12 protein-coding genes are annotated in these 13,593 nt (G+C 73.5%); 5 read left to right on the forward strand and 7 right to left on the reverse strand.

Annotation, left to right across the window (positions count from 1 at the left end; translation table 11 throughout):
• Positions 1-325: 325 nt before the first annotated feature.
• Entirely contained in the window at positions 326-1,336 is a 1,011-nt protein-coding gene (locus ABZ920_RS06280; RefSeq protein ID WP_361499339.1) for a DEDDh family exonuclease, read from the reverse strand.
• A gap of 171 nt (positions 1,337-1,507) precedes the next feature.
• On the opposite strand from ABZ920_RS06280, the gene ABZ920_RS06285 reads away from it, so the two are divergent.
• Positions 1,508-2,218 (forward strand): VIT family protein, encoded by a 711-nt coding sequence (locus tag ABZ920_RS06285; RefSeq protein ID WP_361499341.1) that lies wholly within the window; start codon positions 1,508-1,510, stop codon positions 2,216-2,218.
• Positions 2,219-2,359: 141 nt separating this feature from the next.
• Here the strand turns inward: ABZ920_RS06285 and ABZ920_RS06290 are convergent, their stop codons facing one another.
• The 3 genes from ABZ920_RS06290 to ABZ920_RS06300 all read right to left on the reverse strand — a co-directional run bounded on the left by ABZ920_RS06290 (position 2,360) and on the right by ABZ920_RS06300 (position 7,151).
• On the reverse strand, positions 2,360-3,919 hold the full coding sequence (locus ABZ920_RS06290) for a CoA transferase (protein WP_361499343.1): 1,560 nt from the start codon (positions 3,917-3,919) through the stop codon (positions 2,360-2,362).
• A gap of 101 nt (positions 3,920-4,020) precedes the next feature.
• A complete protein-coding gene (locus ABZ920_RS06295) occupies positions 4,021-5,544 on the reverse strand; it encodes a S8 family serine peptidase (protein ID WP_361499345.1) in 1,524 nt (507 codons plus the stop codon).
• An 80-nt stretch (positions 5,545-5,624) separates the two neighbouring features.
• Positions 5,625-7,151: a S8 family serine peptidase gene (locus tag ABZ920_RS06300; protein ID WP_361499347.1), complete on the reverse strand. Its 1,527-nt coding sequence runs from the start codon at positions 7,149-7,151 to the stop codon at positions 5,625-5,627.
• A 248-nt stretch (positions 7,152-7,399) separates the two neighbouring features.
• On the opposite strand from ABZ920_RS06300, the gene ABZ920_RS06305 reads away from it, so the two are divergent.
• The 3 genes from ABZ920_RS06305 to moaA all read left to right on the forward strand — a co-directional run bounded on the left by ABZ920_RS06305 (position 7,400) and on the right by moaA (position 10,560).
• Complete coding sequence (locus tag ABZ920_RS06305; RefSeq protein ID WP_361499349.1) at positions 7,400-7,756, forward strand: DUF485 domain-containing protein; 357 nt, start codon at positions 7,400-7,402, stop codon at positions 7,754-7,756.
• A complete protein-coding gene (locus ABZ920_RS06310; protein ID WP_361499351.1) occupies positions 7,753-9,372 on the forward strand; it encodes a cation acetate symporter in 1,620 nt (539 codons plus the stop codon). Before ABZ920_RS06305 ends, ABZ920_RS06310 begins: the two co-directional genes overlap by 4 nt.
• A 198-nt stretch (positions 9,373-9,570) precedes the next feature.
• Positions 9,571-10,560 (forward strand): GTP 3',8-cyclase MoaA, encoded by a 990-nt coding sequence (gene moaA, locus ABZ920_RS06315; RefSeq protein ID WP_361499353.1) that lies wholly within the window; start codon positions 9,571-9,573, stop codon positions 10,558-10,560.
• Between the two features lie 57 nt (positions 10,561-10,617).
• On the opposite strand, the gene ABZ920_RS06320 is transcribed toward moaA, so the two are convergent.
• Entirely contained in the window at positions 10,618-10,830 is a 213-nt protein-coding gene (locus ABZ920_RS06320; protein WP_361499355.1) for a hypothetical protein, read from the reverse strand.
• Between the two features lie 221 nt (positions 10,831-11,051).
• Positions 11,052-11,501, reverse strand: a complete 450-nt coding sequence (locus ABZ920_RS06325) for a DUF3099 domain-containing protein (protein WP_361499357.1) — start codon at positions 11,499-11,501, stop codon at positions 11,052-11,054.
• A gap of 332 nt (positions 11,502-11,833) precedes the next feature.
• Between ABZ920_RS06325 and ABZ920_RS06330 the strand changes: the two genes are divergently transcribed.
• Complete coding sequence (locus tag ABZ920_RS06330) at positions 11,834-12,121, forward strand: GlsB/YeaQ/YmgE family stress response membrane protein (protein ID WP_361499359.1); 288 nt, start codon at positions 11,834-11,836, stop codon at positions 12,119-12,121.
• Between the two features lie 168 nt (positions 12,122-12,289).
• Here ABZ920_RS06330 and tyrS read toward each other — a convergent pair whose 3' ends face one another.
• A complete protein-coding gene (tyrS, locus tag ABZ920_RS06335; protein WP_361499361.1) occupies positions 12,290-13,558 on the reverse strand; it encodes a tyrosine--tRNA ligase in 1,269 nt (422 codons plus the stop codon).
• Positions 13,559-13,593 lie beyond the last annotated feature (35 nt).

Here is a 13,593-nt window from a genome sequence, read left to right on the forward strand (position 1 = left end):
CAGGCGGGCGCCGCTGCCTGGGCTTGCTCCCGCTCCTCGGGTGAGCGCCGGGTCCCGGGTTTACAGCGCTCTCGGGCGTGCGTCACTCCTCGGGCGTACAGCGCTCTCGGGCGTGCGTCACTTCTCGGGCGTTCGCCACTCCTAAGCGTCCGCCGTGACATGGGCGTCCGCCGATCCCCGCGCGGCCGCCGCTTTCCGCGCGCGCCTCGGGAATGCCGCGGTCGGCGCCGCACACTTCACACCATCCCGCCGTCGCGCCGAGGGGCGGGCAGTGGGGCCGTCGGCCGGGCGCGGGGGAGCGGGCGGCGGCGGAGTGGCCCGGCGATCAACCGTCCGACGCGGGCGCCCCGCCGTCCCCCTCCGCGGGCTCGACGTCGCGCAGCAGCTGGCCGAACGCCGCCTCGTCCATCACCGGTGTCCCGTACTGCCGTGCCCTGGCCACCTTCGACGTGCCGGCGTCGGGGTCGTTCGTGACGAGGAGGCTCGTGAGCCGGGAGACGCTGGTGGCCACGTGCAGGCCGGCCTCGGTCGCGCGGTCCTCCAGCAGTTCCCGGTCCACCGAGGTGTCCCCCGAAAAGGCGACCCGCATGCCCTGCTTGAGCCGTTTGCCCTCTTCGTACCGACCGGGGTTGGGATAGGGGCAGGCGGACCTTTTGCGGGAGGGGCGCCAACTGCTCGGCCGGTACCCGCCGTAGCCGCCCGTCTGCTGGCGCGGCACGGGCCGGTCCGACCACTCCGTCAGCGGGCGGCATTCCAGCAGCGGCAGCCGTACCCCGCCCGCCGCCGCGGCCAGCAGGCTCGGCCGGAACGCCTCCGCCAGGACGCGCGCGTCGTCCAGCGCGTGGTGCGCCCGCTGCTGGACGACGCCGAAGTGCGCCGCCAGCGACTCCAGCTTGTGGTTGGGCAGCGGCAGCCGCAGCTCCTTGGACAGGGCGATGGTGCACAGGCGCTGCCGCACCGGCGCCTCGCGCCGGGCGCGTGCGTACTCCCGGGCGATCATCTGCCAGTCGAAGACCGCGTTGTGCGCGACGAGCACCCGGTCCCGCAGCCGGGCGGCGAACTCCTCGGCGATGTCCGCGAAGAGGGGGGCGCCCTCGAGCACCTCGCTCGTCAGGCCGTGTATCCACACCGGGCCCGGGTCCCGCTCGGGGTTGACCAGCGTGTACCAGTGGTCCTCGACCTCGCCGCGCGCGTCCAGCCGGTAGACGGCCGCGGAGATGATGCGGTCGTCCCGGGCCAGGCCGGTGGTCTCCACGTCAACGACCGCGTATCCCTGGGGATACGCGACCGGCCACGATGTGGGGGAGGACACTGCGGACATACGGTCTTCGAGCATGGTCCCTGAGGATACGGGCCGCGCCTGACAGAGCCACGCCCGCCCTTGCCGGTGCACCGGGCGGCGGCGGCCGCCGCCCGGTGACGCCGTGTCAGGAAACGGGCGGTCGCGGGCGGGCGGCGCCACGTCGGACCGGGGCCGAGCCGGGGCCCGGGTGCCATCATCGGCTCCGTGACGGAACCAGCGCACGGCGAGGCGCACGGCGAACGGCTCGGCGCGCGGCTCAACTGGCTGCGGGCGGCGGTTCTCGGGGCGAACGACGGGATCGTGTCCACGGCGGGCCTCGTCGTCGGCGTCGCGGGCGCGACGGACTCCCGCGCCGCCCTCCTGACCGCCGGACTGGCCGGCCTGCTGGCGGGGTCGATGTCGATGGCGGCGGGGGAGTACGTGTCGGTGTCCACGCAGCGCGACTCCGAGAGGGCGGCCCTGGCCCTGGAGAGACGGGAGTTGCGGGAGTCGCCGGAGGCGGAGCTGGACGAGCTCACGCGGATGCTGGCCGACCGGGGCCTGTCGCGCGACGTCGCCAGGGAGGCGGCGGAACAGCTCACGGAGCGGGACGCGTTGAGGGCGCACGCGCGGGTGGAGCTCGGCATCGACCCCGACCAGCTGACGAACCCCTGGCACGCCGCCTGGGCGAGCTTCCTGGCGTTCACGGTCGGCGCCCTGCTCCCGCTGCTGGCCATCGTCCTGCCGCCGGCGGACTGGAGACTGGGTGTCACCGTCGGGTCTGTCCTGAGCGCCCTCATCCTCACCGGGTGGAGCAGCGCCCGCCTCGGCGCGGCCGGGCCGGGGCGCGCGGTGGCGCGCAACCTGGCCGGCGGGGCGCTGGCCATGGGCGTGACGTACGCGGCGGGAACACTGCTGGGCGCGGTGGGGGTATAGGCGGGCCGTTGTGCCGGATCAGCCCGGCTTCGCGGCGCTTTGCCCGCCCGGCGGCCGGGTTGCGGTCACCGGGCGCGGACGCCTCGTGCCGGCAGGAGGAATCCCGGCCGCCGCCCCCGGCACCGCGCCCGGCCGGTGTCGTCAGGCCCAGCGTGCCGCGTCCGCGCCCCACGGGCCCGGTGGCCGCGCCCAGTCGGCCGGGCCGTCGGCGAAGGAGACGGGGGGCAGCGCGTACCGGAGGCGGCCGATCGGGCTGTCCCGCTCGCCGAGCCACGGGGCCGGCCCGTCGTATGCCGCGGCAGTCGCACCATCGGCCGCGGAGGCGAGCGCAGTGCCGCCGCCGTCGGCACGCCCGTGCGCCCCGCCGTCCGCCGGACCGTGTGCGCGGGCCGTGCCCTCGGCGTCGCGCCCCCCGGCCGCGCCGGTCGCCGGCGGCACGGCGTCGCTCCGCCCGGCCGTGCCACCGGCGTCGCTGTGTCCGGCCGCACCGGAGGCGTGGCCCCCACCCGCCGTGCCCGTCAGCCAGGCCGCCGTGCGGGCCAGGGAGAGACGGACGGTGCGGCTGCCGCCCTCGTCGGCCTGGTCCGTCAGCGCCCGCAGCACCGCCGCCGCCAGCAGATAGCCCGTGCCGTGGTCCAGGGCCTGCGCGGGCAGCGCGCCGGGCCGCTGCGCCGACCCCTCGGCCGCCGCGATGCCGGTGGCGGCCTGCACCAGGCTGTCGAAGCCCCGCCGGCCGCCCCAGGGACCGCGGGTGCCCCACGCCGACAGCTGGGCGACGACCAGCCCGGGCCGGCGTTCGGCCAGTGCCTCGGGGGAGAGGCCGAAGCGGTCCAGGGAACCCGGCCGGTACCCGGTGACGACGACGTCCGCCGAAGCGAGCAGTTCCTCGAACGCCGCCCGGTCGGCCGCCAGGTCCAGGGTCGCCGACCGCTTCCCGAAGCCGGTGTCCGCGTGCTGGTCGGGCAGTTCGGGCAGGTGCGGCGGGTCGACGCGCAGCACGTCCGCGCCCAGCAGCGCGAGTGCGCGGGTGGCGACCGGGCCCGCGATGACCCGGCTCAGGTCCAGCACGCGCAGCCCGCCCGCGGGGAGCAGCGGGCCGGTCCCGGCGGGCCGGAGGGCACGCGCGCGGGCCGTGTCCAGCCGCTCCCGTTCGACCAGGGGCCCGGCGGCCGCCGCGGCGCCCTGATCGTGCGCCGCCCACTCCCGCGCCGTGCGCAGCGCGACCGCCAGGCCCCCGGCGCCGTACACCGCGTCCTCCACCTCGCCGGCGGACCGTTCGGCGAGCCGGCCGGCGACGTCGTCCGCGCCGGCGTCTCCGGGCAGTTCCAGCGCGTGCAGCAGCCGCGCCCGGTGGTGGGGATAGTTGGCGTGCGTGCGCACCCAGCCGTCCGCGGTGCGCCAGAAGCGCGACAGCGGCGCGAACGTGGCGCCGGCCCGCCCGTCGACCAGCAGGTGACGCTCGCTCACGAACGCCGTGGCCACGGCTCCGTCGTCCACCCGTACCGCGGGCACCCGGGGCAGCCCGGCCCGCCGTGCGCCCAGCTCGGCGGCGGCCAGTGCGCACGCCCCCACGCACGCCCGAGCCAGCTCCCTCACGGGCAGCCGGGCGCCGAGCGCCCCGTCCCGTACGACGGTGGACACCCGGCTGAGCAGGGCGGCATCGCCGCCCAGCGCCGTCCATGCGAACTCGATGTCGGTCATGGACCGCAGCATGCAGTACGCACTCGATCAACAGGTGCGGAAGGGCCGGGCGGAAGCACCGCCCGGCCCTCACGGCTGTCCGCCGTCCCGCTGCGTGGCGCCTACCTGGTCACCGCGTCCAGCGCGTCCGCCATGCCCCAGCCGTAGAAGCCGTTGTGGTTCTTCGGGCCCTCGCACACCGCGTCGACCTTGCCGTCGCTGTCGATGTCGTACGGGTCCGTGCACGCCACGGCGTCCGCCTCCGCGTACAGCAGCGCCTTGACCGCGGCGGCGGGGGCGTGCGGGTGCGTCGACCTGATCAGGGCGGCGACCGCCGCGACGTGCGGGCTCGCCATCGACGTACCGGCCATGTAGCCCCACCTGCCGCCGGGCAGCGTGCCGAGGATCAGGCCGCTCGTCGCCGGCGCGTCGGGCTTCTGGTAGGCCGTCGAGTCGCCGCCGGGCGCGGCGATGTCGATGACGCCCAGGCCGTGGTTGGAGAACGACGACTTCAGGCCCTTCGCCCCGGTCGCCGCGACGGTGACGACACCCGGCAGCTGGGTCGGTATGTCGAAGCACTTGTGCGGGTCGACGACCCGGTCCGACGGCGTGGAGTCGTTCGGGGAGGACGGATCGGTGATCGAGTGCGACGCGAGGTCGTAGTTCTCGTTGCCCGCCGCCGCGACGTTGACCGCGCCCTTCTTCTCCGCGTACCGCGTGGCCCGGGTGATGGCCTCCACCAGCGCCTTCTGGTCCGGGTCGTCGGCGCAGTTGAAGTACCACGGGTCGGTGTAGTAGCTGTTGTTGGTCACGTCGACGCCGTGCTCGGCCGCCCACACGAAGCCGCAGACCACGGCCTCCGTGTAGAAGAACCCGTCCGGGTTGGCGACCTTGATGCCGGAGACCTTCACGCCCGGCGCCACCCCCGTCATGCCGACGCCGTTGCGGGCGGCGGCGATCTCACCGGCGACGTGCGTGCCGTGCGGGCTCTCCGACGCGCCCGGGCGCCAGGCCCCGTCGGCCGTGTTCGGTGCGCCCGACACGCAGTTGACGGAGGCCGCGCGGTCGAAGTTCGGGGCGATGTCGGGGTGGGTGTCGTCGACGCCGGTGTCGATCACGGCGACGGTGACCTCGGGGCTGCCGAGGGACTTCTCGTGCGCCTTGTCCGCCTTGATGGCCGGCAGGTCCCACTGCAGCGGCTCCAGCGGGTCCTGCCCGCCGGCCGCCTGCGTCCGGGCCTGCGCCAGCTCCGCGGCGGTCAGCGCCTTGGGCGTGCCGACGTCGGCCGTCGACTGGGCGGGCAGCGGCGCGGTGCGGGTGGCGCCCGCGGAGTCCACCCCGCGGACCGCGCGCACGGTCTCGGCGAAGCGCGGGTCCGACGAGTGGGCGACGATGACGCCGATCTCGTCGTACGACGCCACCACCGTGCCGCCGGCCTTGCCGATGGCCTGCTTCACGTGCGCGGCGACGCCGTGTCCGGGGTGGACGTTGACGACGTAGCTGAGCGAGGTCGCGCCGGCCGTCGTGGCGGCGGGCGCGGCCGGGGCCGCGGACGCCGTGTTCGGCAGGAACGCGAGGGCCGACGCCATGGCCATCCCGAGGGGCAGGACCAGGGCGCGGCGGTAGCGCGGGTGAGGCGCTGTCATCTGATGGTTTCTCCAGTTCGTTCGTTCGCGGACCGTCGGCCCGCGATCAGCCGGCCGTGCGGGAGGTCGTGGGGGGCGGGCTACTTGACCGCGCGCAGCGCGTTCACGACGCCGTGTCCGTAGAAGCCGTTGACGTGCTTGCCGCCGGCGCACGTGGCGTCCGCGACGCCGTCGCCGTCGCCGTCGTACGGGTCGGCCGGGCATCCCGGGTTGTCCGCCTGGGCCTTCAGCAGCGCCTGCAGCTGGGCCGGAGTGGCGTGCGGGTGCGCGGACTTGAGCAGGGCGGCCACGGCGGCGACGTGCGGGGTGGCCATCGACGTGCCCTGCAGGAAGCCGTACTCGTTGCCGGGCAGCGTGGACAGGATGCGGCCGTTGTGCGACGGCGTGTCGGGGATCTGGTACTTGTCGCCGCCCGGCGCGGCGACGTCGACGACGCCCAGGCCGTAGCTGGAGTAGTACGACTTGGTGCCCTTGACGCCGACCGCGCCGACCGTGACGACACCCGGCAGCTGGGTCGGGATGTCGAGGCACGTGTGGGGGTCGACCGTCCGCTCCACGGCGGTGGAGTCGTCGGGGCTGGCGTCGTCGAGGATCGCGTCGGCGTCCAGGTCGTGGTTGGCGTTGCCGGCCGCGGCGACGTTCAGGGTGCCCTTGCTCCGGGCGTACAGCTGGGCCCGGTCGACCGCGTCGACGATGGCCTTCTGGTCCGGGTCGCCGAGGCAGTTGTACTGCCAGGGGTCCACGTAGTAGCTGTTGTTGGTGATCTCCACACCGTGGTCGGCGGCGAACACGAAGGCGCACACGACGCTTTCGGGGAAGAACAGCTGGTTCTCGTCCGGCTGGGCGACGGTGATGCCGGCGACCTTCACGCCGGGCGCCACACCGGCGACGCCTATGCCGTTGCGGGCCGCGGCTATCTCGCCCGCCACGTGGGTGCCGTGGTAGTGGTCGGCGTCCACCGGCCGCCACGAGCCGTAGGTGGTGTCCGCCTTGCCGCTGACGCAGTTCGCCGACTGCGACGGGGAGAAGTTCGGGGCCAGGTCCGGGTGGGTGTCGTCGACGCCGGTGTCGATCACGGCGACGGTCACGTTCCTGCTGCCCGGATCGATCTTCGCGGCGCGGTCGGCGCCGATCGCGCGCAGGTCCCACTGGTCGGCCTCGAGGGGCTCACTCCCGTCCGCGGCGGCCCGTGCGGCCCGCGCCGCCTCCGCCTTCGTCAGGTACCGCACCGCGCCCTCGTCCGTCGTGCCGGACGCGCTGAGCGGCGAGGTCCGCGTGGCGCCCGCCGACTGCACGCCCCGCACCGTGCGCATCCGCTGCGCGAAGTCAGGGTTCGCCGAGTGGACGACGATGACGCCGATCCTGTCGTACGTCACGACGATCGTGCCGTCCGCCGCGCGTATCGCCCGCTCCACGGAGGCGATCGTGCGGCGGTCGGTCCTGGTGTTGACGACGTACGCGAAGGTGGGCGCGTCCTCGGCCCGCGTGGCGGACTCCGCGCGGGGCGCCGCCGACGCCGCCGCCGGGAGGAAGCCGAGCGAGGCGGTCAGCGACAGCACGACGGGCACGGCGAGAGCGAGCCTGCGTCTGGAACGCGAATGAGCCATGGGGTCTCCACATCATCCGGGCACAAATCCGCCCGAGACACAGGTGGTTCTCGGGCAGGTACATGACGGGTGTTGCAGGGCGAAACTATCCCCCCGTCCTGCTGGCCAGCAATGACTTCGCGACACGACTTCCAAAAGTCCGCCGCTGACGTGAACCGGTCCCCCCGCGGCGCCGTGGACTCTCCTCAGGAGGCGCGGGCACCGCCGGGCCCCCTGCCGCAACCGCACCCGCACCGCGAGGAGATCCCGTGGCCACCGACGCACCGCCACCCTCGGCAGCACAGCAACCGCTCCCCACCCGCGAGGAGTACGCGCAGGTGCAGCAGAGCGCGGAGTTCGGCGAACTGCGCCGCTCCTACCGCTCCTTCGCCTTCCCGCTGACCGTGGCGTTCATCGCCTGGTACCTCGTCTACGTCCTGCTGTCGAACTACGCCGGCGACTTCATGGGCACCCGGCTGTTCGGCAACGTCAACGTCGCCCTGGTGCTCGGACTCGCCCAGTTCCTCACCACGTTCCTCATCGCGTGGTGGTACTCCCGGCACGCGGCCGCCCGGCTCGACCCGAAGGCCGAGGCCATCAAGAACCGTATGGAGGGCGGCGCATGAGCGACGCACTGGTCCTGGCCGCCGGCGAGGCCGGCGAGCACCGGCCGCTGATCATCACCCTGTTCGCGGTGTTCGTCCTCGCGACGCTCGGCATCACCGTCTGGGCGGGCCGGCAGACGAAGAGCGCCGCCGACTTCTACGCGGGCGGGCGGCAGTTCACCGCCTTCCAGAACGGCCTCGCCGTCTCCGGCGACTACATGTCCGCCGCGTCCTTCCTCGGCATCGCGGGCGCCATCGCCCTCTTCGGCTACGACGGCTTCCTGTACTCGATCGGCTTCCTGGTGGCCTGGCTGGTGGCCCTGCTGCTGGTCGCCGAGCCGCTGCGCAACTCCGGCCGCTACACCATGGGCGACGTCCTCGCCTACCGGATGCGCCAGCGGCCGGTCCGTACCGCGGCGGGCACGTCGACCATCGTCGTGTCGATCTTCTACCTGCTGGCGCAGATGGCCGGCGCGGGCGTCCTCGTCTCCCTGCTCCTCGGCATCACCAGCGACGGCGGGAAGATCGCCATCGTCGGCCTGGTCGGCGTGCTGATGATCGTCTACGTCACCATCGGCGGCATGAAGGGCACCACCTGGGTGCAGATGGTCAAGGCCGTCCTGCTCATGGCGGGCGCCCTGCTGCTGACCTTCCTCGTCCTGCTGAAGTTCGGCTTCAACGTCTCCGACCTGCTCGGCAAGGCCGCGAGCAACAGCGGCAAGGGCGCCGCCTTCCTGGAGCCCGGCCTGAAGTACGGCGCCACCGGCACGACCAAGCTGGACTTCGTCTCCCTCGGCATCGCGCTGGTCCTCGGCACCGCGGGCCTGCCGCACATCCTGATCCGCTTCTACACGGTGCCCACCGCCAAGGCCGCCCGGAAGTCCGTGAACTGGGCGATCGGCCTCATCGGCGCCTTCTACCTGATGACCATCGCCCTCGGCTTCGGCGCCGCCGCGCTGATCAAGCCGGACGAGATCATCGCCTCCAACAAGGCGGGCAACACGGCCGCACCCCTGCTCGCCCTGCACCTGGGAGGCGTCGACTCCAGCTGGGGCGCCATCCTGCTCGCCACCATCTCCGCGGTCGCCTTCGCCACGATCCTCGCGGTCGTCGCGGGCCTGACGCTGGCCTCGTCGTCCTCCTTCGCGCACGACATCTACGCCAACGTCATCAAGAAGGGCCAGGCCGGCGAGAAGGAGGAGATGCGCGCGGCCCGCTGGGCCACGGTCGGCATCGGCGCCGTCTCCATCCTGCTGGGCGCCCTCGCCCGCGACATGAACGTGGCCGGTCTGGTGGCCCTCGCCTTCGCGGTCGCCGCCTCCGCCAACCTGCCGACGATCCTCTACAGCCTGTTCTGGAAGCGGTTCACCACCTCCGGAGCCCTGTGGTCGATCTACGGCGGCCTCGTCACCGCGGTCGGCCTGGTGCTGTTCTCGCCGGTGGTCTCGGGCAAGCCGACGTCGATGTTCCCGGAGGTCGACTTCCACTGGTTCCCGCTGGAGAACCCGGGGCTGATCTCCATCCCGGCGGGCTTCCTGCTCGGCGTCGTCGGCACCCTGCTGTCGAAGGAGAAGCCGGACCCCGCCAAGTTCGCGGAGCTGGAGGTGCGGTCGCTGACCGGCACCGGGGCCCACTGAGCCGGCGGGCGCCCTCCGCGCGCAGGGCGCCCCGAAGCCCCGCCCCACGGCCGCGTCGTGCACCTCCTGCCCGCGAGGCGAGGATCCGCGACGCGGCCGTGCGCGCGTCCCGTGGTGCCGGCCGGTGTCGATGTCGGCGCCGTCACGTAGGCTCGCAGATGACGAAAGACGGGATCCGCGACGCGGGAGGGGGCCCACGTGCTCATCGACACCTACGGCCGGGTGGCCACCGACCTGAGGGTCTCCCTGACCGACCGGTGCAACCTGCGGTGCAGCTACTGCATGCCCGAGGAGGGCCTGCAGTGGCTGGCCAAGCCCGACCTGCTCACGGACGACGAGATCGTCCGCCTCATCGACGTCGCGGTCACCTCCCTGGGCATCGAGGAGGTCCGGTTCACGGGCGGCGAGCCGCTGCTGCGCCCCGGCCTGCCCGGCATCGTGGAGCGCGTCGCCGCCCTCGACCCCCGCCCCCGGATGTCCCTGACGACCAACGGCATCGGCCTGAAGCGCACGGCGACGGCCCTGAAAGAGGCCGGCCTGGACCGGGTCAACGTCTCCCTGGACACCCTGCGCCCGGACGTCTTCAAGGCGCTCACCCGCCGGGACCGCCACAAGGACGTCCTCGAGGGCCTGCACGCCGCACGCGAGGCCGGTCTGACGCCGGTGAAGGTCAACGCGGTCCTGATGCCGGGCCTGAACGACGACGAGGCCCCCGACCTGCTCGCCTGGGCCGTGGAGCACGACTACGAGCTCCGCTTCATCGAGCAGATGCCCCTGGACGCGCAGCACGGCTGGAAGCGCGAGGGCATGGTCACCGCGGGCGACATCCTGGCCGCCCTGCGCACCCGCTTCGAGCTGACCGCCGAGGATGCCCGGGAGCGCGGCTCGGCGCCGGCGGAGCGCTGGATCGTCGACGGCGGCCCGCACCGCGTCGGCGTCATCGCCTCCGTCACCCGCCCGTTCTGCTCGGCCTGCGACCGCACCCGCCTCACGGCCGACGGCCAGGTGCGCACCTGCCTGTTCGCCACCGAGGAGACCGACCTGCGCGCCGCCCTGCGCTCGGGCGCCCCCGACGAGGAGATCGCCCGCATCTGGCGGCAGGCGATGTGGGGCAAGAAGGCGGGCGCGGGGCTGGACGATCCGTCGTTCGTGCAGCCGGACCGCCCCATGTCGGCGATCGGCGGATAGCCCCGGCCCGGCGCGATACCGTGGCGGTCCGTCCGGCGCGATGCCGCCGGACGGGTGCTACGCGCCCTCGGACGCCTGCCACTCCCGCAGCGGGACCACGTCCTTCAGAAAGCCCCGCACGCCGAGGAACTGCGACAGGTGCTCGCGGTGCTCGTCGCAGGCCAGCCATGTCTTGCGCCGCTCCGGCGTGTGGATCTTGGGGTTGTTCCAGGCCAGCACCCACACGGCGTCGGCGCGGCAGCCCTTGGCGGAGCAGATCGTGTCACTCACAGGTTCGTCTCACCACAGCGGAACAAGGCGACGCCGAGCAGCCACGGGGGGAGCTGCCCGGCGTCGGTCTGTCGCTCCGACGGGGGATGCGGAGCGCCTACGAAGTATGTCACGGGTAACCCGTCGCCCGGCACCGGAACAACACGATTGATCTGAGGTTTTCTTGAGCTTGGTGCGAAGCTCTCGCTCCGTTTGTGGCCCGTCCCCTCGGCCCGTGGAGGTCAGCTCCGCTCGGACCGCTCGCCGGGCATCCCCGCGGGCGGATCGGCGGCGGCGTCCCGCGCAGCGGATTCCCCGAAGTCGCGGCCCCCGCCGCTCGCGTCGGCGCGCTCGGAGCCGTCGTCGTCCGTGTCCGCGCCGGTCGTGCGCGGGGGCGCGATCATCGGGCGCGTCGGCACGGTCACGAAGGTCGAGGGCAGCGACGGCGCCCGCTCGCGCCCGGCGTTGGCCACCACGACCGCGATGTACGGCAGCACCGCACCCAGCACCAGGGCCACGATCGCCACGTGCCGCTCGACGTTCCAGAGGGTGGCCGCGAGGATCACCGCCAGCGTCCGGACCGACATCGAGATCACATACCGCCGCTGGCGGCCTCGCACGTCCTCCTGCAGGCCCGCCCGGGCTCCGGTGATCCGGACCACCTCGGCGCCGCCGCCACGCAGCATCCGCATCACAATCCACCATCCGCCCGTTTCGGACTTCTCCCGGCCGTGGCCCCGTCCGCATCCGGTCGGGAGCGCGGTCCCCGAACAGGTCCACGGTACGCCGCGGTCCCGCCGCCTTCGAGACCGGGGGCTCCCCGCGTGGCGCGTCCGGCCTGCGCTCTTCCGCGCCGGCCGCCCGCGGGGAGGGGAGCGCGGCGCCCCGCGCCCCCCCGCGGCGGGCCCGTGCCCGTGCGCACCCGCCCGGCCTCCCGCCGTGCCCGCGCTGTCCGACATGCGCCGTACGCCCGGGCGGCCGACACTGGCGGTGACTATCGGTCGAGGCGTACGAGGAGGCAGCCATGGGCTGGTTGTGGGCAATCATCGTGGGGTTCGTGCTGGGCCTGATCGCCAAGGCGATCATCCCCGGCAAGCAGCACAGTCCCCTGTGGCTGACCACCATCTTCGGCATGCTGGGCGCCCTCATCGGCAACGCGATCGCCCGTGGGCTCGGAGTCGGGGCGACACCCGGCATCGACTGGTGGCGGCACCTCTTCCAGCTCGTCGCCGCGATCATCATCGTCGGCCTCGGCGACATGGCCTACATGGCCCTGCGGAACAACAGGAGGAAGCAGCGGCAGACCATTTAGGAGGCTTCCGTCCGGATCAGAGCGAAGGCGGGCTGCGACCCCGGGCGGGTGGCGGCCCCGGCTGCCGAGCCGGGGCCGCGGTCCGGCGAAGGCGCCGGTCGCCCGGGGAGGGCCGCACGGTGAAGGGGGCGGCTCCGGAGAGCCGCCCCCTTCACCGTGCGTTCCGGCTCAGGCGCCGGTGACCTCGACCGCCGCCAGGTTCTTCTTGCCCCGGCGCAGCACCAGCCAGCGGCCGTGCAGCAGGTCCTCCCGGGCGGGAACCGCGTCCTCGGCGGTGATCTTGACGTTGTTCACGTAGACGCCGCCCTCCTTGACCGTGCGGCGCGCGGCCGACTTGCTGGCCACCAGACCGACCTCGGTGAACAGGTCGACCACCGGGCCGAGCTCGGCGACCCGGACGTGCGGGACCTCGGACAGGGCCGCGGCGAGCGTCCGCTCGTCGAGGTCCGCCAGCTCGCCCTGGCCGAACAGGGCCCTGGACGCGGCGATCACGGCCGCCGTCTGGTCGGCGCCGTGCACCAGCGTCGTCAGCTCCTCGGCCAGCGCGCGCTGCGCGGCACGGGCCTGCGGACGCTGCCGCGTCTGCTCCTCCAGCTCCTCGAGCTCCTCGCGGGACCTGAAGGACAGGATCCGCATGTACCGCGAGATGTCGCGGTCGTCCACGTTCAGCCAGAACTGGTAGAACGCGTACGGCGTCGTCATCTCCGGGTCCAGCCAGACGGCGCCGCCCTCGGTCTTGCCGAACTTGGTGCCGTCCGCCTTCGTCATCAGCGGCGTCGCCAGCGCGTGCACCTCGGCGTGCGGCTCCAGCCGGTGGATCAGGTCCAGGCCCGCGGTGAGGTTGCCCCACTGGTCGCTGCCGCCCTGCTGAAGCGTGCAGCCGTAGCGGCGGTACAGCTGCAGGAAGTCCATGCCCTGCAGGATCTGGTAGCTGAACTCGGTGTAGCTGATGCCCTGGTCGGACTCCAGACGCCGGGCGACGGAGTCCTTCGTCAGCATCTTGTTGACGCGGAAGTGCTTGCCGATGTCGCGCAGGAACTCGATCGCCGACAGGTCCCGCGTCCAGTCCAGGTTGTTCACCATGACCGCCGCGTTCTCACCCTCGAAGGACAGGAACGGCTCGATCTGGCCGCGCAGCCGGTCCACCCAGCCGGCGACCGTCTCCGGGTCGTTCAGCGTGCGCTCCGCGGTCGGGCGCGGGTCGCCGATCAGGCCCGTGGCGCCGCCGACCAGCGCCAGCGGCCGGTGCCCGGCCTGCTGGAGCCGGCGCACGGTGAGCACCTGCACCAGGTGCCCGACGTGCAGTGACGGCGCCGTCGGGTCGAAGCCGCAATAGAACGTGACGGGACCGTCCGCGAGCGCCTTGCGCAAGGCGTCCTCGTCGGTGGACAGGGCGAACAGCCCGCGCCACTTCAGCTCGTCGACGATGTCCGTCACGGTTCTCGTGTCTCCTCGATGATCTTCCGGCAGTC

This window comes from Streptomyces sp. NPDC046831 (assembly GCF_040645305.1).
Classification (GTDB): Bacteria; Actinomycetota; Actinomycetes; order Streptomycetales; family Streptomycetaceae; genus Streptomyces.